Source organism: Arsukibacterium sp. MJ3 (assembly GCF_000987765.1).
GTDB lineage: Bacteria > Pseudomonadota > Gammaproteobacteria > Enterobacterales > Alteromonadaceae > Alishewanella.
The window spans coordinates 52,768-78,622 of the sequence record NZ_LAHP01000016.1 but is presented as its reverse complement, the minus strand read 5'-3'; the positions used below and the strand labels follow the sequence as shown (position 1 = coordinate 78,622).

General features: G+C 48.4%; 15 protein-coding genes. 5 read left to right on the top strand and 10 right to left on the bottom strand.

Going from position 1 to position 25,855, the window contains the following annotated elements; genetic code table 11:
* Positions 1 to 12: 12 nt before the first annotated feature.
* Together VT06_RS12450 and VT06_RS12445 are read right to left on the bottom strand one after the other, a co-directional pair.
* Positions 13 to 4,023 (bottom strand): alpha-1,6-glucosidase domain-containing protein, encoded by a 4,011-nt coding sequence (locus VT06_RS12450; protein ID WP_200897974.1) that lies wholly within the window; start codon positions 4,021 to 4,023, stop codon positions 13 to 15.
* Positions 4,024 to 4,094: 71 nt separating this feature from the next.
* Positions 4,095 to 6,947, bottom strand: coding sequence for a TonB-dependent receptor (locus VT06_RS12445; RefSeq protein WP_046554635.1), 2,853 nt, complete (start codon positions 6,945 to 6,947; stop codon positions 4,095 to 4,097).
* A 300-nt stretch (positions 6,948 to 7,247) separates the two neighbouring features.
* On the opposite strand from VT06_RS12445, the gene VT06_RS12440 reads away from it, so the two are divergent.
* Positions 7,248 to 8,675, top strand: a complete 1,428-nt coding sequence (locus VT06_RS12440) for a hypothetical protein (RefSeq protein WP_046554634.1) — start codon at positions 7,248 to 7,250, stop codon at positions 8,673 to 8,675.
* A 98-nt stretch (positions 8,676 to 8,773) separates the two neighbouring features.
* Here the strand turns inward: VT06_RS12440 and VT06_RS12435 are convergent, their stop codons facing one another.
* The gene (locus VT06_RS12435) at positions 8,774 to 9,211 is read right to left on the bottom strand and encodes an OsmC family protein (RefSeq protein WP_046554633.1); all 438 of its coding nucleotides are present in this window, start codon (positions 9,209 to 9,211) and stop codon (positions 8,774 to 8,776) included.
* A gap of 452 nt (positions 9,212 to 9,663) precedes the next feature.
* Between VT06_RS12435 and VT06_RS12430 the strand changes: the two genes are divergently transcribed.
* Positions 9,664 to 10,947, top strand: a complete 1,284-nt coding sequence (locus VT06_RS12430; protein ID WP_046554632.1) for a pectin acetylesterase-family hydrolase — start codon at positions 9,664 to 9,666, stop codon at positions 10,945 to 10,947.
* A 31-nt stretch (positions 10,948 to 10,978) separates the two neighbouring features.
* Here the strand turns inward: VT06_RS12430 and VT06_RS12425 are convergent, their stop codons facing one another.
* The gene (locus VT06_RS12425; protein WP_235357424.1) at positions 10,979 to 11,563 is read right to left on the bottom strand and encodes a hypothetical protein; all 585 of its coding nucleotides are present in this window, start codon (positions 11,561 to 11,563) and stop codon (positions 10,979 to 10,981) included.
* A gap of 199 nt (positions 11,564 to 11,762) precedes the next feature.
* On the opposite strand from VT06_RS12425, the gene VT06_RS12420 reads away from it, so the two are divergent.
* Positions 11,763 to 12,311, top strand: coding sequence for a hypothetical protein (locus VT06_RS12420; protein ID WP_046554631.1), 549 nt, complete (start codon positions 11,763 to 11,765; stop codon positions 12,309 to 12,311).
* A gap of 22 nt (positions 12,312 to 12,333) precedes the next feature.
* On the opposite strand, the gene VT06_RS12415 is transcribed toward VT06_RS12420, so the two are convergent.
* The 3 genes from VT06_RS12415 to VT06_RS12405 form a co-directional block, all read right to left on the bottom strand.
* The gene (locus VT06_RS12415) at positions 12,334 to 13,755 is read right to left on the bottom strand and encodes an alpha-amylase family glycosyl hydrolase (RefSeq protein WP_082122523.1); all 1,422 of its coding nucleotides are present in this window, start codon (positions 13,753 to 13,755) and stop codon (positions 12,334 to 12,336) included.
* An 18-nt stretch (positions 13,756 to 13,773) separates the two neighbouring features.
* Positions 13,774 to 15,276 (bottom strand): tryptophan halogenase family protein, encoded by a 1,503-nt coding sequence (locus VT06_RS12410; RefSeq protein ID WP_046554630.1) that lies wholly within the window; start codon positions 15,274 to 15,276, stop codon positions 13,774 to 13,776.
* A gap of 117 nt (positions 15,277 to 15,393) precedes the next feature.
* A complete protein-coding gene (locus VT06_RS12405; RefSeq protein ID WP_046554655.1) occupies positions 15,394 to 18,270 on the bottom strand; it encodes a TonB-dependent receptor in 2,877 nt (958 codons plus the stop codon).
* A 466-nt stretch (positions 18,271 to 18,736) separates the two neighbouring features.
* Here VT06_RS12405 and VT06_RS12400 point away from each other — a divergent pair, with 466 nt between their 5' ends.
* Together VT06_RS12400 and malQ are read left to right on the top strand one after the other, a co-directional pair.
* A complete protein-coding gene (locus VT06_RS12400) occupies positions 18,737 to 19,195 on the top strand; it encodes an AraC family transcriptional regulator (RefSeq protein ID WP_082122526.1) in 459 nt (152 codons plus the stop codon).
* A complete protein-coding gene (gene malQ / locus VT06_RS12395; protein WP_046554629.1) occupies positions 19,165 to 21,309 on the top strand; it encodes a 4-alpha-glucanotransferase in 2,145 nt (714 codons plus the stop codon). The genes VT06_RS12400 and malQ overlap by 31 nt, the downstream gene beginning before the upstream one ends.
* A gap of 71 nt (positions 21,310 to 21,380) precedes the next feature.
* Here the strand turns inward: malQ and tmpT are convergent, their stop codons facing one another.
* The 3 genes from tmpT to VT06_RS12380 form a co-directional block, all read right to left on the bottom strand.
* Positions 21,381 to 22,043: a thiopurine S-methyltransferase gene (gene tmpT / locus VT06_RS12390; RefSeq protein ID WP_046554628.1), complete on the bottom strand. Its 663-nt coding sequence runs from the start codon at positions 22,041 to 22,043 to the stop codon at positions 21,381 to 21,383.
* A gap of 53 nt (positions 22,044 to 22,096) precedes the next feature.
* The gene (locus VT06_RS12385; protein ID WP_046554627.1) at positions 22,097 to 23,323 is read right to left on the bottom strand and encodes a serine hydrolase; all 1,227 of its coding nucleotides are present in this window, start codon (positions 23,321 to 23,323) and stop codon (positions 22,097 to 22,099) included.
* A gap of 74 nt (positions 23,324 to 23,397) precedes the next feature.
* A complete protein-coding gene (locus tag VT06_RS12380) occupies positions 23,398 to 25,827 on the bottom strand; it encodes a S9 family peptidase (RefSeq protein WP_235357423.1) in 2,430 nt (809 codons plus the stop codon).
* Positions 25,828 to 25,855: the final 28 nt, after the last annotated feature.

Genomic DNA, 25,855 nt, shown 5'->3' with positions numbered 1-25,855 from the left:
TTTATTACCACCTTATTGCTTGGTAACCGTTAGCTCTGGCGTTGCGGTTAACGTGGCATCTAACAGGAATTTATATACTGCGTTTTCGGCAAAGCTCATATTCAGGTTGTCGTTGCTGGCTTCTATTTGCAGTGGGCTGCCCTCTGTTACTGTGCCACCGGCGGCACCTGCACCCATATTTACTGTGGCCCAGTCGCTGGAGGCTACTTTAAACTCGTAGCTGCCGGCAGTTATACTAATATCCACGCTGTACAAGTTAGCACCCAAATATTCAAAGGCATCGGCTTCGCCCCAGCCGTTCATACCGCCACGTAAAAATACGGTGGTGGCGCCGTAAGGCACATATTCGCGCACGGTCAGCGTGGGCGCCGCCGGGTTAAGCGCGTTTAAGGTAAACACGTAAGCAGAGCTAGTCGCAATGTCGATGCGCAGGTTATCGTTACTGGGTGCAATAACAATAGGCGTATCAACTACCACCTGATTACCGGCGGAGCCCGCGCCCAGGTTAACCGAAGACCAATCGGCAGACGCCACTTTAAACTCGTAGCTGCCAGCATTAATATTTAAGGTAGCATTGTAAATGCCTGCGCCGGCATAGTTAAAGGCATCACTTTCTCCCCAACCATTCATAGCACCGCGCACAAACACAGTGGTGGCTTGATACGGTGGAATATCCGGTGCGCCTGATGTCGCATCGGCAGATAAACCAGTGCCTTGCTCACCCATTTGTGATTTAACAAATACCGCCATGCTATATGCTGGCACGGTAAAGGTGCCCTCATCAGTGCCGCCGGTAAAGCTCGCCATTGCCACTGTGGCATCTACAGACGCTTGCTGCATAGGGTGTAAGTCGAAACCCGCCGCGGTAGGCACAGCATGCGCTTGCTCCTGGGCGGTACCGTTAATCATTACCACTAAGGCATCGTGCCTTGGGTCCAAGTCAGCCAGGCCGATACCGTCGTCAATTGACATAACAATTACGCCCTGAGTTTGATTACTGCCAATATTATGAAAGCCCAGCCGGTCCATTACATCTTGCGCCGTGGTTAAACGGAATAGTGGGCTGGCGCTACGAATGGCCAGAAACTCGGTAAACACATCAGAGGCAAACATAATATCGTTGCTGCCAACCTGGGTATTTGGGTTTAGGAATAACGCGGCAATACTGTCCCAGTTATCGCGATTTTTCTCAGCATTAGGTAAACCGACGGCCCAGTTGTTGGTTTGCATGGTGAAATCTACATAGTTAAACCAATCGCCGGAATCATAGCTGTCGCGGTCCATCGATTTTGAGCGCAGGAAGTCGCCACCCATTTGTAAAAATGGAATGCCCTGGCTCATTAATGGAATGGCAATAGACACATTCTGAGCCCGCACCCGCTCTGTCGCACTGAACGCTTGCGGCAAACGGCTTTGCAGTATATCCCATAGCGTTTCATTATCGTGTTTTGAGACATAGTTGATAATATCAGCTGGATCTTCAGCATACCCCGCTGCCTGACCATTCCAGTTGGCACTGGAAGCCGGGCCGGTAATATCACGATAGTTCTTCAGCACGTAATCTTTTAAGGTACCCGCTAAGCTGATGCGGATAATATCCTGCTCGGCCAGGTTACCGTCGTTATTCACCCCACTAAAAATAGCGGCACTGCGCACACCCTCGCGCATCCGGTCGTTAAAGCTGCCCACTTCGGTGCCGGCCATATCTTGCTGCTTGGCCTGGGTAAATAAGCGGTTGTCTGCCACTTCACCAAAATTCCAACCCTCGCCATAAAAGTAGGTATTAGGGTCAACCGCTCTTACCGCTTCCCGCGCGGCCAACAGGTTGTCTTTCGGGTGATGGCCCATAATGTCGAAGCGGAAGTCGTTAAAGCCAAAGTCACGGGCTAAAATCACTAACGAATCTTTAATAAACTTATCGAACATTTTGTGCTCGGTTGCGGTATTTTCACAACAGGTAGAGCGCTCGACAGTACCGGTGGTTTCGTTATAACGGTGGTAATAACCCGGCACCAGTTTATCAAATACCGAGTTGGCAAACAGGCCAGAGCTGCTAGTGTGGTTGTACACCACGTCCAGTGCTACCCGCAGGCCAAGGTCATTCAAGGCTTTTACCATGGCACGTACTTCTTTAATTCGTACTTCGCCTTCAGGGTTTGAGGCGTAACTGCCTTCTACCGCAATAAAGTGGTGCGGGTCGTAGCCCCAGTTAAAGGCGTCAATCCGCCGGATAGATTCAATCAGTGCCTGCGCATCATCGCTGTATGGCAGGTAGCCTTCAAGTAAGGACATAAGCGTGGCACTGGCACTTGCTACACCACAGACCGGGGCCGTGGCATTTAAGGCACATAGCTGCGCTACGGTGTCAGTTAAATTAATGCGGCGGTTGGCACGCTCTTCAATATTGGCCTGGTCGTTTAACGGCAACACATGAAAATGGGTTAAACCGTTGTATGCCAGCTTTTTCAAATGCTGGACGGGCAAGGCTTCCATTTCAGTGAACGCCAGATACTTACCACGATTAGCCGCAGTGGTGCTCATATCGCGCACGCTAAAGTCGCGCACATGGCCTTCGTAAATAACAATATCTTCCGGGGTTGTTACCACCGGCACCGTGCGCTCGCTCCAGCCCTCTGGCGCCAAATCGGCATCCGCCAGGTTAACAAACTGGCTGTAAGCGCCGTTAGTAGACACACTGAGTGAATAGGGATCGGTGCTTTCAATGGTTTCAATCGCCCGGGTTAACGGATGGTATACCGTCACTTCATAACGGTAGAATTTACGGTCTAATGCACTTTGTGCCCCGGTGTAGGACCAAACGCCGGTTTGCGGGTCCATGCTCATCGGGTGGCTGGCCGCAACGGTTTTGTCGCTGTTATACACTTTTAAGGCCATGCTGCGGGCAGTGGGGCCCCACACTGCAGCAGTAATATTACCGCCCTCGTATTGAATGCCCAGGTTGGCATCCAATGCGCTCTCTTCGCCACTGGCGTATAAATCGTCCAGCACCTTGGCTACCTGAACATAACTGGCAGCTATTAATTCACCGTCGCTATTAAATGCCCCCAGCGCTAACTGGTTTTTCGCCATAGCTTTGGCTTCATCTGCAGTAAAATCAACGCTAAAAGCTGCAGCATTGGCCATATGCGGCACCAGGGTTTGTTGTGCTTCGCTTAGCGCGACAGGGGTTAGCTCTACCGCCGTACCAACAATTTGTTCACTGAAATCCACTTCCAAACTTGCATCAGCAGCGTAGTGAAGTTTGACCTCATTGGCTGTTTCAGCAAAAACTGAATTCCATACAAAAGTATTGGTATCTAGCCAATGGGCAGCCGCGCCGCTAATGTTCACGCCAAGTGAAACTACCGGGTATTGATAAATATCGGCAGTTCCGGAGAATGTCCAGTTCATCGTAGAGAAATTAGGTTCTCCTTCAGGTTGCTGCTGTGTCAGCGGCATTTTTAAGTCGCCCTGGCTTAAATCTTTTTCATCGCCTTTATGAACAATAAAATTACCGCATGCACCTTCGGTTCCAGCATAACCAGGTTTTAAATTCAGTAGCCAATAAGCACCATAATTTTGATCCACAGCGGTGTGAACCAAACCATTTTCCCATGAAGGTGCCACTGAAGACTGTTGATAAGCATCACAGCTTTCGTTGTTCCAGGTATGCAACAGCCAGCCGGTATAATTCCCATCGGGCCGCTTGTAAAATAGCACCGCCTGATTCTCTCCAGCCATAACTACCGGAGTGGGAGCATTTGGGTCATAACCAATAATGCAAGACTCATTATTTGCGCTGGGAAAGGAGGGTTTTCTACATTGTATCGGCGGAGGATCAATACAGCTGGTGCCACTGGCGTTAGGTATTTGCGGCACACTGCAAGTTAACAGCTCTTCGCCGGGTGCGGTTGAGTCGCCGCCACACGCCGCTAACACACTAACCGTTATAGTCAGTGCGCTTAGCCTGAGCAGGCCTTTTGGGTTAAACAGTGATGGGTAAAACCATTTAAAATTAAACATTATTCTTTTACTCCAGATTATTCTGTTACTCGCTGCAGCAGGCCAGGCCTATGCTGCAACGTTATGCTGGGTTAAAACGAGTACACCGCACCGACAAAGTACTGACGACCAAAAAACTGGATGGTGCCGGTTTGCGCTTTATCACCAAAATAGCTTTTGGTGGGTTCGTCGGTCAGGTTATTCACCTGGAACAACAGCTTCAGGTTGTCGTTAAACTGATAACCTGCCTGAAAATCCACGACCAGCTCACTGTGAAAATTGGTAATTTGCTCGTCTATGCCCACCTGGCTCGACACAAAGGGCGAACGATAACGGCCATTAATCCGGGTATCTATACCTTCGTATTCCCAGAACAACGTGGCGTTTACCACATTTTTTGATAAGCCTTCAAACGGCGAAGAAACTAGCTCGCCACCTAAGTTATTTTCACGAGTTATTTCGCTCTCGGTATAGGAATAACTAAGTTGGGCGCCCAAGCCAGCGAATGCGCCTGGTAGGGTGTTAAATACCTGGGTCCAGGCAATTTCCACTCCACGGATATAACCACCATTGTCGTTATTTACCGCGGTAAATAACGAGCCATTCCGCGTAGCAACCGGCACACCGGACTCTGGATCAGGTATAAAAGTTTCCGGAACATTGAAGCCCAATGTGGAAAAATCAAACTCAGGTATCTCATCATCCTGAATGAAAGACTTTATATCTTTATAAAACAACGCTGCGGCGATGGCACCAGAGCTAAAGTAGTATTCCAACGATAAATCATACTGGTTGGCTTCAAATGGCCGCAAAAAAGGGCTATTCGAACTATTGCCGGTTACAACACCTAAATCACTGATATTAAAAGAAGTAGTTGATGCCAATCGATTAATAGGAGCTCTGGAAATAACTTTGGCCGACGCAAATCGCAACAACCACTGATCGGTTAACGCTAAATTCAAGTTAAGGCTGGGTAAGTGTTTAGTATATTTTTCGCCGACAATCCCCGAAGCGTAGCGTGTATTAATCAGCCCGGTTTCATCGGCAATATTCTGGGCACCTTGTTCCGGCTCCTTGTTAACATCAGACAAGTTAGTCGCACGTTGATCTGTGGTCACCCGCCGGATACCGATATTACCAGTAAGTGGTAAGCCGAACAGTTCAGTATCCAGATTAGCCATCAGGTAACTGGCCAGCACATCTTCATATACATTGCCGCTTTCCAGTACAGACCACGCTGTTGAAACGTTAGAATTAGCATCGCGATTAATAACATCGGGGTTACCCGCACCCCAGGATTGCACGGGTTGCGGTACGCCTTGCGGGAACCAGGCGGCTAATGCCTTGTCCAGGTCGATTGCCAGATAACTAGGGTAGCTGGCAAAGTCGCCTTTAAAATCGACCACTTTGGTCATGTCTGCGGTTAAGCGCAGTGGTGGCTGCGAGGTTAAAAACATGCCATCACTACCATACTCAAATACTGAGCGGTCATTAGAGTAACGGCGGGCAGAGTAGCGCACTCCCATCTCCAGCGAGCGCACCAGCGGTAAATCCAGATCAAAGGTTAAATCCAGCTTGGCAGCGTTAACTTCATCAGAGTTAACATAAGGGTAAATGCCGTATTTACTGACCATTAAACGGTTAATATCTGAAAATGCGTCGGCCTGGTTCAAGCCAATACCTGGCAAATTAAGGCCATTTAGCTGATAGTTAATCGACACATTGGTATCCAGAACCGGGTTAGCGACAGTGGCATCCTCTGCCACCAACGCCCATAGCAGGCCGTTTCTAAAGTCGCTGCTGGCCGCTGAATGTGACACATCAAATACCAGCTTGGTTCTGTCATTAATGTCCCAATTCGCCGCAATACCAAAGCTTTTTACTTCGTCATAATCGCGGTTATCGTCATTAACAATTTCTACCCGGGTAAAACCGTTAGTGGTACGGCCAATATTACCCCCTATAACAGATGAACCGTTATAAAGTGGATTGCCAATACTTGCTGTATCACTTTCGAACTTCACCCGGAAGCCACGGGCAAAGGCTTCTTTATCAAACTTTGAGATAAACGCATCGGCTTTTAAGCTAAAGGCATCATGCGGCTGCCACTCAATCGACCCCATAAAGCCATTACGGGTTTCTTCACCACCCCGGTGTTGAATTTCAAAGCCCTCACTGAGGTACTCCAATTGATTGTCATTGTTGAGATCCCGGCTGGTATTGTAAGCAAAACCGACAAACTGGGTAGCGACACTTGGCTGATATAACCGGGCATAGCCCAATGCCAGGCCCAGGGTGTTATCCAGAAATTTCCCCTGGTAGGAGAAACTAAAACGATGGCCGGTATCTTTACCGTCTGGTACATCGCTTGCCCGGTCGTTAAACATGCCGCGCAGGTTAACGTTAAAGCTATGGTCTTTGTCGTTTTGCAATACACTGGCGGTTTTAAGCTCAACCGTACCGGCCACACCGCCTTCAATTAATGACGCTTTTGGTGATTTATACACCGCCGCCGAGTTAATTAACTCTGACGGATACTGGTCAAACTCAATGTTACGCTTACCACTGGTAGACACCTGCTCGCGGCCATTTAAGGTGGAAAAAACAAAACCACCTGACATACCCCGTATGTTAATTTCGGCTGCCTGGCCACCGGTGCGCACCGCTGATATGCCCGGCAAGCGGGTTAGTGCATCGGCAATTGACACGTCGGGCAGTGCGCCCAAGTCATCTGCCGAAATGGTTTCTGACACCACATCGCCAAAGCGTTTGCTGTCGAGTGAGCGAAACAAGCTACTGGCAAAGCCCCGCACCTGTATCACTTCAACTTGCTGTTCTTCTACTGTTGGTTCGTCTGCCGGTGGTTGCTGCTGGGCAACTACCATCGAACTAAGCCCTGCTGTACTTACAGCAAGGCTAAGCAGACTAAGCTTAAACTTATTCATACCTTCGTCCCCGTTTTGTTATTATTGTTGGTTGCGCTTTCCATGCGACGCGGGCCATGCGACTCGGACACGAAATTAAGCAGCCATAATTATTCTAGGTTAGTTATTAACCTATTTGGGGCAACTGGCAATATGAATACGTATTCACAAGCGCTAAAATGGCGCAGTGTTCATTTTCTGGTAACCAAACTGGTGCAGTGGCATTGAGTAGCAGAGCAATGCTTTTCATTCAGCCCAACTCAGGCTATGTTAAGCCTTAAAGCGTCAGGCTAAAGGGCTTAAAAAGAAGGAACCCGCTCGTTGAAAAAAACCGCTAAAAGTTCGGTACTGGTGTACCGGCTGGAACGTTTGCTTAGCTCGCTGTATTCCAGCGAGGCCACCTGCTTTTATCAACGCAGCAAAGTGTTCTTTGCCAGCTATCGCCAGCAACAAACTGAACTTGAGCAAGCAGGGCAGCGCTGGCAGCATCTGCAAGACTCAGCCAAAGCCAACCAGGCAGCGCGGCAACAAGCCCGCCAACACTACACTGAATTACAATATCAGGATGAGAAAGCCCGCTTAATGCGCTGGGCCGATTTACAATTGCTGGCCGAACAGCTGTTGCAACTGTCTGAAGGCGACAACCACAACGAAACGCTGGCATTTAGTGCCCGCCTGCTCGGGTGCCTGCAAATTATGGTGCCCACGGCCAAAGGCCAGCGCGAACTGGTGCAATTTGCTTATAAACCGTTGTACCGGATAGTGTTAAGCCTGCGCCTGCTTGACCACTTACTGGCGCAGCAGTTGCTGGACGAACCGGCATTGCTTAGCCATTATCAGCTGCGTAACCGCCAGTCCCCAGACGATTGCCCGTATCGCCAGCATGTGCAACTACCACTGGTTATGGCGATATTACTGCAAGATATTGGCTTACTGCATCCACAGGCCATGGACATTATTCAAGGTGAACTGGCGCAGTTTGATTCTGGCCGGGCGTTAAGTACAGCAGAGCGCCAGCGTTTGCTTAGTATCAGCACCGATGCCAGCCTGGTATTGCTGCAACAAGGTTTTGGCATAGCACCATATAAGGGCAATGACAAAGCCGAGCGCGAACTGTACTTTATTGCCCAGCAACAACGGTTGCAGTGGCTTAGCCAGCTATTGCAATTAAACCCGGCCGATAAAACGCTGTTTGGCAGCCTGTTAAAAGTACCGCAGGTGTATGCCTCTATTGTATTGCCCGGCCGGCAACGCTTTAATTATGCCTTACTGCCCAAGGCGGCATTGTTAATGCGTGATGGCGCGAGACGCAATGAATACAACGGCTTACTGGTTGATCAGCTGCTGCGCATAACCGGCTTATTTCCACAAGGCTATGGTGTAGTGTTTATCCCGCTAGGGGCCGACCTACAACCGCAAGACCGCTACGAGTTTGCCATTGTAAATGGCCTGTACCCACAAAAACCAGAGCACCCTAATTGCCGGGTGGTCAGCCGCCAGCAACAGTATCGCAACACTGGCATGGACATCAGCCTGCAAACCGATTACAACCTGTACTTCAAGGTGGCCCGCGAGCAACTGGAAGTACTGCCTGAGCATCGTTTAAAAGCCTTACTTAATGCGTTGTATCAAGATGGCGAAGCACGTTACCTGCGAAAGTTGCTGCCGCGCTGCTGGCAGCCAGAGCAGTTTTTCCACGAGCCAGCGCACCAGAATTTATGGCAGAACGCCATGCTAAAGCAAAATTGACGGAACCTCTAACGGTATTGGTTTGTGTTGCAATTACCTTAAAGCAACGACAACACGCACAGTCTGATCTAAATCAAGACACAAGCGGTCAGCTACAACTAGTTACCTTCAAATGAGGTTATGTCCAGGGTGACATCACAGTTTAATAATTTTGAGATGGGGCAGTTTAACTTTGCCACTACTGCTGCTTTCTCAAAATCCTGGCCATTCATACCGGGTACTTTGGCGTCTAACGTTATTTCAGATTTTGTTATGATAAAGCCATCACCCTCCTTTACCAGGGTAATTTGTGCCTTAGACGCTAAGGTGCCTTTCTTAAAGCCTTGCTCTGCCAATCCAAACGACAGTGCCATGGTAAAGCACGAGGCGTGCGCTGCCGCGATTTGCTCCTCAGGGTTGGTGCCGACCTTGTCTTCGAATCGGGTATTAAAGCCGTATGGCTGATCTTTAAGTGCTCCCGATTCAGTTGAAACATGGCCTTTGCCTTCTTTACCTAAGCCTTCATATTTTGCCGTTGCCCAATTAATAATCGCCATTTGTTACTCCTTAATTGCTAACGTTTACTCACTGTAACTAACCGCTGCAAGCACTGTTCCACCTTGGCAAACCCGCGACAGCAGCGCGCTGTAACCACCATATTCGTGGTTTTATACGGTAAGGTCTTCATGGTTTAAGGCAAAAATTGTAAAAATTGCCGGATGTTATTATTTCAGGCTTTGCATGGGCATTTCGCGGTCCTGTTGCTCGTTGTCATCCGCGGTAACCAACATAGTGCCTTTTTAACGAACTACTATTTGTAAGAGCAACATGGGGTATTTGCAAGAGCAACATGGGGCCAAGCCGGTTAATGACAATAATTAAACTGTAATGTCCGCTAACGCACTTAAGCTGTTTACTAACTGCTGTATAGTTAATTACAAAAGTGATTTATTTTTTTGACAACGGCAATAACGCCTAGCAACTCTTAAACGTTGAAATGGACCCTCATATGAACAGAATATTATGGCTTGGTACAGTACTGCTGTTTAGCACCTTAACGGCTAACGCTCACGGCAAAGCAGCGGTGTCTGAATGGGAAGTGATCCCGGTAGAGGCACAAATGGACATTGTAGATGACCAAGGCACCACAAGAACCATTAATCCCAGTTGTGCTTTTGATACAGTGGCAAACCCAGAAACTGGCGAACCCTTAGACAACGCGTTTCACTTCTACTTTAAACAAGGAAAAAGTAAAAACCTCTTGGTCTATTTCAATGGTGGTGGTGCTTGCTGGAACGATGCAACCTGTATTGCGTCACTGGCCCTAGCAAGTGTGCCAGCCGCTCGCCCCGCTTATAACCCCTCAATACTGGCTGAAAATTCGCCGCAAAACGCTGGCGGAATTTTTGACGACAGCCAAAAAGCCAACCCCTTCAAAGACTGGAGCAAGGTATTCATTCCTTATTGTACCGGGGATATTCACGTGGGCTCGACTGATACCACCTATACCGATGTGGACGGCTCGATAACCGGTTATCCAGGTGCTCCGGTAACCGTCAAACACCGTGGTTTTGACAATTTTATGGCCGTTAGAGAGTGGTTAAAAAACCAGCTGGATAATAAAAAGCAGCATAAAATTAAGAAATTATTGGTAACGGGTTCAAGCGCCGGTGGTTATGGTGCAACCTTGAATTTTCCTTATTTACAGGCTGCTTTCCCTAAAGCAGATAGCGCGTTATTTGCCGATGCGTCTGAGGCTATAGTAACCCAGGGCTTTATTGATAGCGTGTTTGGTTTCGATAAAGTATGGAATGTTGAAACAAGTCTGCCTTTGCTGTTTAGCGAAGCATTAACCACCTATTCCGCAACGGAATTTAACGCTGAAATTTTTACAAAACTAAGCGAAGCCTATCCGGACAGTCGTTTTGCCCAATACACTACGCAATTCGATATTGTGCAAGTGCAGTTTTTGAAAATTATGGATCAAAATGATCAGGGTAACAGCAACCCCTTCACTTGGGGGATAACCGAGTATGATTATCTGTACTTTGCCGAGTGGAATGCCAGGATGGAAGCATCGTTATCTTTTTTATCTGAAACAACAAACAACTATCAATACTATATTGGCAGCGGAAATATCCACACTATTTTAACAAACGCCTTCGCTACCGCAGAGGTACCTCAGCCGTTTTACCATGAGCAAAGCGCAGATAATGTAAAATTTACGCGATGGTTAGAGCGTTTTGCCTCCTCAGCTAAATTTAAAGCACACAGCGTAAAATATTCAGACTAAGTTTGGAAAGTCTCGCTAGTTGCCCGCCGTTTTAGACGTTAGTGTCAGACGGCGGGTGTGCGGCTTTATTTACACACAGCGGGTTACCTTCATTTAACAGTGATTCTGCAAAAAACCACTCTTTAAATATCTGCCACTGGGCATTAATTGGACTTTGACACTTACCATTAGCCTGCTCGGCAAACAGTTCATTGGAGCATTGCGGGGTATCGGCCAGTGTTCCCCGATAGGCATAAGCGTACACTACCTGGCATTGGCTACTGACATAGGTACGAAATACCACTAGCCAGCCCTGCTGGTAGCGCACCACACTAAAACTGGGGATGTTGTGCGCCACGGCAATGGCAATTATCGCCGGGGCTTCAGCTTGCGCCAACAGCGTTAACCCTTGCTCGTCGCGTTGACGAATTTGTATCCGTTCGCCGCGACGCCAGGCAAAACCATCATAGGTGGTCGCTTCTGCCGCTGTGGTTAAGGCATTTAAGCCTTTAAGATCGCGGCTAACTTCCTGCCGGATAGTGCGGTCTACTTGTTCGGCTTCGGTTAATGACTGGCTGTCGCCACAACCGGTTGTTAACAACAAGACCGTCGACATTGCTAAAAAAGTTTTATACACAGCCTTCGCCCTTAACAAAATAAATGACACCGTTGCCAGCAGCAAAACATAAAGTAGCCGCATGGTTTTTGCAAGCCACAACCCTAACCAACACGCTATTGACTGACATATTGGTATTAGTAATTTACTGTGCTTCTAATCTTGTTGTAGCCTCTGAAAGTATAAAGTAAAATTTAACAGCTTACCCGCGAGTTAATTTATGTTTAACAGTGTATTTTTTATCAAGTTGGGGCTTATTGCACTGGCGCTACATTTGCTGAGTGGCTGCGCAAGCTACCGTTATCCAAGTCAGGTTGAACTTGATAAGCCGCTCATTACAGCAACAGGTAAAACGCTTGATGGCACAGCGATGACTATTCCTGCTGATTTACTAGGCCAGCCAGCGCTATTAATATTCGGCTATGTGCATAAATCCCAGTTTGATATTGACCGTTGGCTAATTGGATTGGATATGACAAAAGTTAACATTGCCATTTACGAATTACCGGCTATTAAGAGCCCGATTGCTGGATTATTTAGCAACAGATTTGATGATGCTATGCGCGATGGTATTCCAAAAGAGCTATGGCGTTACGTTATTACCGTTTATACCGATGGCGACAAAATACAACGTTATACAGGTAATATCGTCCCTAAAAATGCCAGAGTATTGCTAATAGACAAAACCGGTATCGTCAAATATTTTTACGATAGAGGGTTTTCTGTCGATGCGCTTAACCAGCTTAACGCCAGCATAGCAGCGCTTTAAATACCAAAAGCCAGCCAGATACTTACCGCCCTATGTAAACCCGATAACTCCAGGCTGGCAAAGTAAGCATGGAATTATCGCTAAATTCAGCACTGTCGTTAGAAAAATATTCACTATAAAGGCCATGGAATAAGTGTTCTTTAAAACTTACTTGTTGTGGTTCAGCTGATAAGTTAAATACCGCAAACACCTTACTATTGTCGTTCTGGCGCACAAAACTCAGTATCTGTTTTGGCCGGCTGTTATGCACCGGGATCATCCGGGCGCCCCAATTGGAATTCCAGAGCGCCGATTGAGATTTTTTCAGCTGACTCAGTTTTTGATATAACACGCCATTGACATGCTCGCGCCAGACGATAGGATCTTTCTCAAAGAATTCCAGCCGCTTTTCATTCGCGGCCTCTTGGCCGTTGTACAGCATTGGAATACCTTCACTGACGAAAGACAATACTGTTGCTGCCGGTAACGCCTCGCCAAACATTTCAAATTCAGTGCCTTCCCAGGCATTCTGATCATGATTACTGGTACCCAACATCCGCATGACTTGCTGTGGAAAATATTTTTCGTTCCACGAATAGTAAACGTATAACTTATTAACATCGGCATGGCCACTGGCAATGGCATGTACTGCCTGATGCCAGGTCCAGCTGTAAGTAGCATCAAACGCTTGGGCGTGGAAGTCACGGCCTTCAAACTCAGCCAACATAAATACCGGCTTTATTTCGTCCAGCTCCTGGCGTACGTTGTTCCAGAAATCCAGCGGCACAAAACCAGCAACATCGGCTCGAAAACCGTCAAAGCCAATTTCCCGCACCCAGTATTTCATCGCGTCGGTCATATAATGGCGCAGTGCAGGTTTGTTGTAATCTAACTCGATAATATCACTCCAGTCCCACCATGGCGTGGGCCGAAAATCGCCTTTCCAGTCGCGAATGTACCAATCAGGATGCTGCTGTACCAAAGCATTATCCCAGGCCGTATGATTAGCTACCCAGTCCAGAATAACGTACATGCCCTGCTGATGTGCCGCTGCGATAAAGGCTTTAATATCCTGCTTATTACCAAACTCCGGATTAACGCCATAGAAGTCTTTAATGGAATAAGGGCTACCCAAGCTGCCTTTGCGATTAACCTCGCCAATTGGTTGAATAGGCATTAACCACAAAATATCCACACCCAATTTCTTTAAACGTGGTAACTGTTGTTGCGCTGCGACAAACGTACCTTCTTGGGTAAACTGGCGGGTATTAATTTGGTAAATAACCGCATCTCTGCTCCACTGTGGGTGGGTGAGTTTAACGTAAGGCTCAGGCTGATAACGTTGGTCTACAATCGTCTTTGTTGCAGAGTTGGTGTCATTTGTCACAGTGCTGGTGCTAGCGCAGCCACTTAGCAGCAATAAGGCCAGCAGCCATATTGGCGCGGTGGGTTGAATGCTTTGCATAATGTCGTCCTTCTAAAGTTAACCTCGATTAATCATGGTTTGAATATACGTATCATGATCGGGTAGTTTAGCCAGAGGCTCTTGCTTAATGGCTTGAATATTAGCCAGCATCTCGCGCAATTTTTCCGCGCTAAAGTTGTTGGCAATTGGGTGGTAGTCTTTTGGCTCAATACCCTGGCCTAACATAACTTGCAACCAAGAGCTTTCCAGGAATAAATCATTTTGCTCGCGAAACAGCTGGCCGTTATCGGCAAATATGGCCATTTTTTGGCGTAAGCTATCCGGAATAGCCATTTGCTGCATATCCCGCCAGAACGGGCTGTCGCTTCGCTGGTTAGCGTGGTAATGCAAAATCAGAAAATCGCGAATTTGTTCGTATTCCAATTGCGACTGCTGGTTGTATTCCTTAATAGCGCTTTGGCAAATGCCATTATGCGGAAATAGCTGAATTAACCGCACTACCGCCGATTGGATCAGGTGAATACTGGTAGATTCTAATGGCTCTAAAAAACCACTGGCCAGGCCCACGGCCACTACATTACGCTGCCATTGTTGGCGGCGACGGCCTGTTCTAAAACGAATAAATTTTGGATCAGCCAGCGCCTTACGCTCTAAATTAGCCAGTAATAAATCGCTGGCTTGCTCATCGCTATAATGAGCGCTGCTATATACCAGACCGTTACCATTGCGATGCTGCAGCGGAATACGCCACTGCCAGCCGGCGCTGTGAGCAATAGAACGGGTATAGGGTACGGTTTTTTCAAAGCGCTCTGACGGTACCGCTACTGCCCTATCGCACGGTAAAAAATGGCCCCAGTCATCGTAACCGGCATTCAATTGTTCTTGAATCAGCAACCCTCGAAAACCAGAGCAATCGATAAATAAATCACCGGCCAGCTCATGGCCATTTTCTAATACCAGGCATTTAATGTCGCCATTGGGGTGCTGAAAGACCTGCTGCACCTTACCTTCATGGCGCAGCACGCCCATTTGCTCACTAAGTTTGCGTAGATAACGGGCATAAAGGCCTGCGTCAAAGTGATAAGCATAGGGCAGCTCTAAAATGCTGTCTTTGGCGTTAATTGGCGCAAATTTACCTGTTGTGGCACACAAATAGTTTAAATCGTATTGCCATAAACTGGTGGTATCGCCTTGCTGGCGGGCCCGCAGCCATAAATGATGAAAATGACAGAACGCCAGGCTTTTACCCGGCGCACCAAAAGTATGAAAATAGCCTTCGCCCGGCACCCGCCAATTATCAAATTTAATCGCCAATTTAATGGTGGCTTTGGTTTCCCGTAAAAACTCGGCTTCGTTAATGCCCATTACATTATTAAACAGCCGGATAGGCGGAATAGTGGCTTCACCCACTCCAACAGTACCAATATCTTCTGATTCGACCAGCGTAATTTCAACCGCACCAGCTAACACTTTTTTCAGCAAGGCCGCGGCCATCCAACCGGCGGTACCGCCGCCTAACACTACTACTTTTTTTACTGCATTTTTTACGACATTGTTCATAGTCTACTACTCAAAAAAAACCCAACCCTATAATCAGGTTGGGCTTTTACCAGGGAAAACCTGCGCTGCCTGTAGCCAACCTGTTACGGTTACAACAGGCTTAGCCTAGCAGAATTATTAGAACTTGTAGTTCAAACCTAACATATAGTTAGTACCGAAGCTCTGGTACTCAACAACCTGACGGGCATCAGCACCGTTGGTTTTTAAGGTTGGCTCATCAGTAATATTCTGCACCTGGAACGTTACCCGCAGGCCGTCTAAGGCATCAATATTTGATTCACTAAAGTCATAACCAAGTTGCGCATCCCACAGTTCAGCACCGCGGTCTTCTACCGTGGCCAGTGACAAACTTAAACCACGGGTTTCACTTAAGAACGCATCACGCTTAGTACCGGAAATACGGAACTCAAAGCCTTTATACTCGTAGTAGGCGGTTAAGGTGTAGATTTCATTCGATAAGCCCGGCACCTTGCCGCCTTGAGGAGTACCGTTATCCAGCTTGCCATCCATAAAGGTAGCACTGGCGACAATGCCTAAGCCGTCTAAGGCTGCATGCACTATTTCAAACGGTACACTGGCTTGGAACTCATAACCACGAACAAAGCCTTGCAGGCCATCGGTAACCTGTGAAATTCCGCCCACAAATAATGCTGGTGGCTGGTTGCCGGTCGCATCAGATGACTGGTGAAAACCCGGAATATACACGTTAGAGAAATCAGCAATAACCGTTTCATTGCGATGCCAGTTTTTCAAATCTTTAAAGAAAAAGCTGGCGGAAAAAAAACCATTATCGTGATAATAATTCTCGTAGGCTAAGTCAAACTGGTTGGCTTCTAACGGCTTTAGCTTAGTATTGCCAGCATTGCCACCCCAGGGGCTGTTGGCCGGATCATTACTTAAAATATTGCCGTCATTAAACTGAAAGCTTACCTGGGCGTTGGGACGTAAATCGTCCATCCGTGGCCGGCTGATCACTTTAGACAGCGCAGTACGCACGTATTGGCGATCTACTACTTCGACACTCAGGTTTAAGGTAGGCAGAATATCGGTGTAATCGTCGCTGTCACTCACCGGTGTAGCCACGGTAAAGCCCTGTGCGTTGCTGGTAGTACTAAAACCCTGACCGCTTTGCTTGGCGTTAACCACTTGCAGGCCAACATTACCCTGCACCATCATGCCCGCTACTTCGGTGTTTAAATCTAACTTGGCAAATAGGGTCGTCAGTTCTTCATCAATTTTATAGGTATCGCCAAAGCGGCCGTTTTCCAGTAAGGCAGCATCGGTTTCAATATAGTAACCGCTGTTATATAAGCCTAAACTGTCGTAAGCCGTTACGCCGGCAATGCCAATAAAGCTTAAATCGGCCACACCCAGTGGGTTTGGAATGGCCACATCGCCAGGCCACGCTGGGGCGGTTAAAAAGGCACCGTTGTTAATTTTGGTTTTTGACCGTTCCTGATACACCAGGCCGGTTTCAACGCCGGTAACAACGCCCCAGTTAACAAAGCCGTTAAATTGCAGGCGAATGCTGTCAAGTGTTTCTTCAAATACCGGCTGGTTTACAAAACCGTCCTGCGCAGTATCCGGGCCAAACCCAGGTACACCCTGAAAACGTGATATTGGATTTAGCGCACCACCCCAACCTTGTGGGCCGGCTAAACGCATTAGGCTGGCGTTGGTATAATCTACTGATGGCAGCGTTGGGTGATCGCTAAATACCACACCGGTAGAGGTTAAATTCCATGAGCGGGCCGCTAAAGGCCGGCCTGGTGTGCCGGCACGACCAACACCAGAATAACTTTCAACGTCGGTAATAGTTTTATCTACTTTACCGCTGGATAAATCCAGTTGTGCGGTCCAATCGTCGCTTAGCTCATACTCCAGATTTAAGCCAAAGGTGAGTAAGTCGGCTTCTTGGCTGCGGGCATCGTTGCGCACTACCGAATGAAAACCATCATAGTACCCTGAGGTTACCAGGCCGTTTTCGACTCCGGTAATGGTGTAATTACCAGTGCCCCATTCAGCGCCACCCTCTTCTAAACCACGACGCACATCGTTTTCAGTAAAGTCTATGTATAAGGCATCGAACTTAACAGTAAGTTTGTCGCTGGCCATATATTCAAAAATGGCGGCAAACGAGTCACGCTCCAGCATGGCAGAGCGGGTAAACGAGTCGTGACCGCCTGATACCACAGTACCTGCTGGCACTGCTACGGTATCGGTATTGCGTCGTGGGTTATTGAAATTACCATTTGTATCGCGACTCAGGTTAACGTCGGCAAAACCCCACACCCGTAATTGCTCTTCCTGGCGTGGCGTTTCCATTGATGACACTACTAAAGCGACGCCAAGCGTATCGTCTAAAAATTTATCAACAAAGTTTACCGAGAAACGGTGGCCGTTGTTGTCAAAATCAGGGTTACCTGACGATTTACCATTTTGCTCAAAATTAGCATTGAAGGTAAGAGTAGACTCAGCCGTTAACGGCCGGATAGTTTGCAAATCGATGGTGCCACCAATGCCCTGCGCCATAACAGTAGCGTCTGGCGTTTTATATACCACAGCAGTAGAAACAATTTCTGACGGGTATAAGTCGTACTCTACGCCACGGTTGTCGCCCATACCTAACAGCTCACGGCCATTTAATGAGGTGCCTACGTAGTTTTCATTAAAACCCCGTACCGACAAACCGCTGGTACGGCCGTTCCGCCGCTCACCGGCTAAACCAGGTAAGCGCGCCAGTGATTCAGCAATACTGGTGTCGGGCAATTTACCAATGTCTTCTGCCGACAATACTTCGACCACTGAACTTTCGCTCATTTTAATGGCCTGAGCTCTTTGTAAGCTGCCGCGATAACCTGTTACCGCAATAACTTCGATGGCATCTTCTTTGGCTTGCTCGTTAGCGGCAGCAGTTTGCTGGGCTACGGCGGCCGAACTGGCACCGGCTGCAATCAGCGCGACAGTCAGCATATTTAATTTAAAGTTTTTCATTACCCACATCCCCGGTCAGATTATTATTTTGCGGCAGTTGCTGGCACCTGGCTTTTTAACAAGCCATGTTGCTAAATATCACTTTAGCGTGGTGAAAGCTTACCTACCAACTTTTACTATGGTCATTTATTAAACTTATTCGCGCCTAAGCTCAACATGAATACGTATTCATAAGCTACTTATTGCACAATGACAGAGCAACGCGCTTAATGTGCGCACAGTTACGGTGCAAGCCTTGTGCAATAAGCCATCAGCTTTGTTTGCTGTTTTGGTCTTTATGGTCGGTTTTATGCAAAAACACACCGTGTAGCAGAGCATTTTAATAGCGCATTTTCAGCTATTTTCGCTGCATACGTATGCAGCAGGTTTAACTATAGTCCACCGATGTTTTATGCTTGCACCAATTAATGGCAGCTGTAGGCAAAGCTCGGGATTTTGCTTTGCTGCCACTTGGGAGCACAGCACTATGACCATTGCAGCATTAGGGTTTCAACGCTATAGCATTGAATATAAACAGCATAACAACTGGCACACTAGCCAATTGTTGCTCATTCGTCAGCAAATTTGCCAGCAATTACCACAGCTGCCGAAATTAGGCACTGTTGCTAAGGCGCTTAACATGAGTAGCCGCTCACTGCAGCGCCATTTGCAGAGCAGCCATACCAGCTTCAGGCAACTGGCGAATGAATGCCGCCACCGGCTTGCTCAGCAGTTTTTACAAGAAAATGTTATCAGTATTCAACAAATTGCTACCCAGCTAGGTTTTGAAGAACAGAGTAGTTTTCAAAAAGCATTTAAAAGCTGGCAAGGTTGCTCACCCGGTGTTTATCGCCAGAACAGCAACAAAACACTAAGCCGACCTTATCAAGGGTACAGCCAGCCGACAGGTGATGTATGGAATCAATTAAGCAACTTGCTGCGCTAGCAGGCTTGCAAGACAGTTATGTGCATGCCAACGGCCATACAGAGCAGATAGCACTGGCTGATCAGCAGGCTATTCTGGCCGCGATGGGCTTTGATTTAAGCAGCAGCGACGCCATAGCCAGCCAAATAACCCTGTTACAGCAGCAACCCTGGACCGAGGCGGTAGCACCCGTGCAGGTTATAGCCGAGCACACCAGTATTACCGTGCGGTTGCAGCAGCAAAAAGCTCTCGCCAGCAGCAACTGGCACTGGCAAATTATTACTGAGCAACAGCAGACATTTTCTGGCCAGCAACAGATTGCTATCAGTGACATTGTCGGCCGCCAGCAACTGGCCAATACCGAGTACCTGGCTTTTACCCTAAGCATTGATATGGTGTTAGAGCAGGGCTATCACCAGTTGCTGTTATCAGACGGCCAACAGCAGTATCAGCAACAGCTTATTGTTACGCCAAGCCGCTGTTTTCAATTACAAGATAACGCCATATTACATAAAACCATGGGGCCGGCAGTACAGCTTTACGCGCTGCGCTCTAGCCGTAACTGGGGTATTGGCGACTTTGTCGACTTAAAAAACCTAGTGGCGCCATTAGCAGCACTGGGAAATGATTTTATTGGTTTAAACCCCTTACATGCGCTGTATCCTGGTTTACCCCAAGATTGCAGCCCGTATAGCCCAAACAGTCGTTTATGGCTAAATACTTTGTATGTTGCACTGGAGCACAGCCCCGAATATGCAGAATGCCTGGCGGCTCAGCAGCTATTCCACAGTCCGCAGTTTCAATCCAGATTACGCGATTGCAGAGCGGCGGCAGATGTTGACTATGATGCGGTCAGCAGTCTGAAAGCGGAAATAGCCGGTTTGCTTTATCAGCATTTTAAACAACAGCACCTGCGCAGTAACAGCGAACGGGCGCTACAGTTTCATCAATTTATTGCGCAAAGTGACGCCAGCCTGCTTAACTTGGCGCGCTATCAGGTATTGCAGGCAGTGCTGTTTAGTCGCGATATCCAGATGGCCTGCTGGCAAAATTTCCCGCCAGAATATCAAAACCCACACAGCGCCGCCGTGCAGCAATTTGCTAAAGAACACAACGATGCCATTAACCAGCAACTGTATTTACAATGGCTGGCGCAGCTACAACTGGCTGAGGTTAAAGCCGAGTGTCAACGTCAGGGAATGGCCATTGGTTTGTACTGCGATGTGGCCGTGGGCGCCAATAGCAATAGCGCCGAGAGCTGGAGTGCGCCGGAAGATTTTCTGTTGCAGCTTAGCGTTGGTGCACCGCCCGATATTATGGCACCAAAAGGCCAAAACTGGGGCTTACTGGCCTATAATCCAAAAACTCTGCGCCAAAAAGCCTATCAGCCGTTTATTCAGCTGATCCGCGCCAATATGCGTTATGCCGGGGCACTACGACTAGATCACGTGATGGCGTTGCTGCGTTTATGGTGCTGCCCACCGGGCGCTGATGCTACCGCAGGCGGTTATATTAGCCTGCCAGCCGACGACTTATTTGCTATTTTAGCGCTGGAAAGCCAGCGTAACCACTGTGTGGTGATTGGTGAAGATTTAGGCACCGTACCAGTAGCAATAAGCCAGCTGATGGCGAAATATCAGGTATTGTCGTACCGGGTATTTATGCTGGAGCAAAAAGCCGGTAGTTATCAGCATAGCGAGCAAACCTATCCGGCCTTAGCGCTGGCAACCGTTACCACCCATGATATGCCTACGCTGGTAGGTTACTGGCAAGAGCATGATTTGGCACTGCGCCATAAACTGGATTTATTCCCCAGCCCGCAAATTGCCGCCAACCTGCAACAGTTGCGGCTGGATGAAAAGCACACCCTTTGCCACCAGCTACAACTAGAGCACGGTAATATGCAGCAACTGGTCTACCATAGCCATGTGTACTTAGCGGGCACCGCGGCCCGTTTAATGGCTTATCAGCTGGAAGATTTATTGCTGGTGGCTACCCCGGTTAACATTCCGGGCACAAGTACCGAATACCCCAACTGGCGGCGTAAATTACCAATTGAGTTTGAGCAAGCGCTTATGCAGAGTGACGTGCGCGAACTTATCACTGCCATGGCGAATCAGCGCCAACAGCACTGACACAAAACAGGCTCAGTGGCGATATATCCAATGCTATATCGCCACTGAGTATGTTGTATTAGTAATACAGGCTACTTGTTTACTAGCAGCCAAACCTGTTCTTCTGCCGGGCATTTTCGTTTTAAACCACCAACAACCTCTGCACTATCAATGCAACCTAACTGATACGCGCTAGCATAATGCTGCTGCATTTCGTTGGCATTTATGGCAAAAGGCGGCCCGGCTAGCAGCGCTTGTTCATAGTCAAAACAAATAACCAGCTGTTGTACACAGTGACTAATTTTTATAAGGTGACGGGTATAGGCTGGTCGCATGTCAGCGGGCAATGCCACCAGCGCAGCCCGGTCGTAGATAGCATCAACCGCACCAAGCATATCGGCCGTTAAATCAAAAATATTGCCAACAAAAATATCAATATTAACCGCGATGTACTGCTGCAATTTGCCAACGCTACTGACAGTAGGTGTAATACCCCATTCTGCAGAGAGCTTAAAAGAAAGTTCGGCAAAAAGTTCTTCAACGGCAATATTGCTAAGCTCTGCGCCAACCACCCGATAGCCATTAGCGAGTAGCCAGGCAATATCACCTGTTTTACCACATAACGGCACAAACACCCGGCTGCCTGGCGCCAACAACAGTGCGTTAAAATTTTTGACTAATAACGGGTTGCCGGCCACCTGATGAAAGGCAATTTCTTTATCTTGCCACTTTTGCAGCCAAAAATCGGGTTCCATAGTTACACCTTTTTAGTGCCAGATTACCACCACACTGCTACTTAATACTGAATTTAGTGAAAAAAATCTGAAAGTGCTTTAAGAAACGTGTATTCATCCAAACCAGCCCGATACAGCGGTTTAGGTTGCGCACTTAACATGACTACTACCAGCTTTTTATCGGGATCAACAAACACGTACTGACCAAAAATGCCCTCTGCGGCATAACTTCTGCCGTGCATAGGCCATAACATATAGCCATAATTAACCGTCTCACCCGCAACCACTTTACGGCTGCTGGCAGCTTCAATCCAGCCTACTGGTAATACCCGCTCTTTTTTACCTGCGCTTTGAATAACGCCGTCATTTAGTAGGAACAACCCGAAACGCGCATAATCACGCAGCGTAGCAGACAAGCCGCTGCCGCCTATCTCAAGACCATTAGGAGATTGTAGCCACCAGTTGGCGTCGGCTTGCATGCCTACCTTCGACCATATTTTTTCTGACAGGTACTTAGCAACGGGTTTACCGGTAGCGGCCAGCACTAGTGCACCGGCCAGTTGAGTTTCACCGGTACTGTAATTCCAGACGGTGCCAGGCTCAGCAGCCCGGGGTAAGGTTGCCATAAGCGCCAGAATAGCATCGGGTTGCTGGCTAATTTGCGCTTCCAGCATGCGGCGCCGGTCCGATGCCGGATCAGTGTACGTTTCATTCCATGCCACGCCAGAGCTCATTTGCAGTAAGTGCCTGACGCTAACGCCATCATAAGCTGAACCCTTAAAACGCGGCAAATAGTTAACAATTGGGTCGTCGATACTGTTGATATAGCCATCATGAATGGCGGCGCCAATTAATGTTGCAGTAATAGACTTTACCACCGACATTGACATCCAGCGGGTATGCTGGTCATTGCCTAACAGGTATTGCTCAAATAAAATTTCACCGTTACGGATGATCAGCATAGCGCTAACCCGGTTCATCGACAGCACGTCATAAAGATCATAAGTTTGATCATCAACAACATACGAGAACGCTTGCAACGGCGTGGCGCTAACAGGCAATTCGCTTAACGTGTTACCACGGCGTACCGTGCGCGTCGGAAACAAGCGGTCGATGTTACGAAAGGTATTAACCTGAATATCGGGATACAACTTGCCATCATATATCTGACGTACCGTGCCAATAGGTTCAGCCGCATGGCGATAGTCTGGTGCAGCGGCCTGCGCTCCTGCTGCGTTGACACTGCTTAAGTTCAGCAACAACGCTAAAACGCCGGCAAAGATTATTTTAACATTACACATGGCAGATTAATCCTTTTTATAACAGCAAACTTAGGATCAGAAACCTGACCCTAAGCTTATAGCTGCTGGTGGATTTAAGGTGCTGCTGGCGGGACGGCGTTTTTTACAAACTCATCCAGCCAGCTTTGCGTTTCCCACAGCATATGCAGTACTGATTCACGCGCCCGGTAACCGTGCGACTCCAGTGGCAGCATCACTAAGCGGGTAGTACCACCGTGGCCTTTTACTGCTTGATATAAGCGCTCACTTTGCATCGGGAAGGTGCCCGAGTTGTTATCATCGGTGCCGTGGATCAGTAGCAATGGAGTTTTCAGTTTATCGGCATGAAAAAACGGTGACATGGCAAGATATAATGCAGGATCATCCCATAAGGTACGTTGCTCACGTTGAAAACCAAACGGTGTTAAACTGCGATTATAAGCACCACTTCTGGCAATACCGGCTTGAAATAGATTGGTATGCGCCAACAAGTTGGCGGTCATAAAGGCACCGTATGAATGGCCGCCAATGGCTACCCGCCCGGCATCGGTAACGCCACGGCTTACCCCGGCAGCAATGGCGGCTTTGGCATTTAATACCAGCTGAGCAATAAAGTTGTCGTTTGGCAGGGTTTCGCCCTCACCCACTATGGGCATAGTGGCGTTGTCTAGCACTGCATAACCCTGGGTAGCCAAAAACTGTGGCGTCCAGTAGCTTATGCGGTTAAAGCGGTACGGTGAGTCGGCTACCTGGCCGGCTGCAGCGGCATTTCTAAACTCACGCGGGTAAGCCCAAATTATGGTGGGTAACGGGCCGTCACGCTTAGCATCATAACCCGCCGGTAAAATCAGGTTTGCCGACATGGGCACTCCATCGCCGCGCTGATAATTAATTAGCTCGCGGCTAATACCGAGTGTGTGCGGCATCGGATGTGGCGTGTCGGTTAGCGCAGTAAGCTCGTCAGTTTGCAAATCGCGCAGGTAAAAGTCGGCCGGCTCAGTCGGTGCTTCGCGTTGGGTTAGTAACTTGCCGCTGGCGAGTAACGTGATCGGATACTCATAGTACGGCGCTTCTGAGCGCCACAACCGTTCATTATCGCCGGTGGCCAGGTCATACTTATCGATAAACGGCCGGTTACCTTGCTCAGATGCACCCTCGGCAATTAACAACAACTGGCCTTGTTCAAGGCGCAATAACCGTTGGCCATTGGCGGCGGTAGTCATTAGTGGCTGGCCCGGATCGGCATAGCGATCTTCTGTAGAGCGTTGCCACAGTAATTTTGGCTCGGCACTGCCATCGGGGCTAATTAGCCAGACTTTTTCCTGCCGATCTTGCCACCACCCTTCATACACCAACGCTGTGCTGGCGTTAGCGGCCAGTAAATTACGAAACCGGAACGCCATATCCAGTAGTTTTACCGGTTCAGCACTAAACGGTGCCGCCAGTTGCCACAACTGATCACGTACCTCAGCCTGATTAGCCGGATCGCCGGCATCAGCTGCTTGCGCCCAATGTAAAGTGGCTGGCGCATCGTTGCGCCAGCTAACGCTGCGAGGCCCGGTCACTACCGCATCAAAAGAAATAGGCAGGTTGTCAGCCACTGGCTGTTTCGCCACACTGTAGTTTACCTCGCCCCGCAGGTTCCACACCTCGGTACTGTTTGCAAAACGAAAAATGGGTACCGCATAAGAAAACGGTGGTTCAATCTGGTTTACCAAAATATGTTGGTTGTCGGGCGACAAACTAAAGCTGCGAATTAACGCCGGCTGACCAATGTTCGTTACTTTATTGTTCAGCGTTATTTTTAGTAGCTGACTACTGAAATAATGGCCGAACAGCGCTTCATCGTGCTGGTTTTGCAGTAAATCCTGATAGGTACGGGCTGGCGCCGTGCGATTACGTGCTTCGGTAACTACAGGTCCAGCCGGTACAATAGTAGCCAGCGGTGCTGCCGGGTGTTTTGCCGCTACTGCCAGCAAATACACGGCGTCATTACTGGCCGCCCATTCTAACCGGGCACCCTGTACCGCATTGGGTTGCAGCTTACCCCAGCGCTTGGCCGTGGCATTTTTAGTATCAATACGCCATAAGCTGCTTTGGTTATCGTCCAGTTGTACCACTGCGATATAACGGCTATTGGCCGACCACTCTGCAGCTATTACTTTTAGGGTAGCAGGTAGGCCTTTAATGTCTCGGCGTTGGCCGCTGGCAATATCTATTAGGGTTACACCGGCAATATAGCGCGGTTGGCTGGGGCCATTATTAGCAGGGTTTAAGCGCACGCCTGCCAGGCGGTGTTCTGGCGCGGCTAAGTCGGCCAGGCTAGGTAACGCCGGATACTGTAAGCGTAATAAAGTAGTGCCATCCGGGCTTAAGCTGGCACCTGGGGTAGGCGCGGCATCAACAATAGCGGTTATTGCATCAACCGGCTCGCGATAACCGGTTGTTACTGCTGTGGCGTTGGCCAGTGTACAGACCAACAAAAAGCCTAAACTTATTGTAACTAATAGCGTTTTTTTCATCATCCTGTTCCCTGAGTTCCTAAAGCACGAT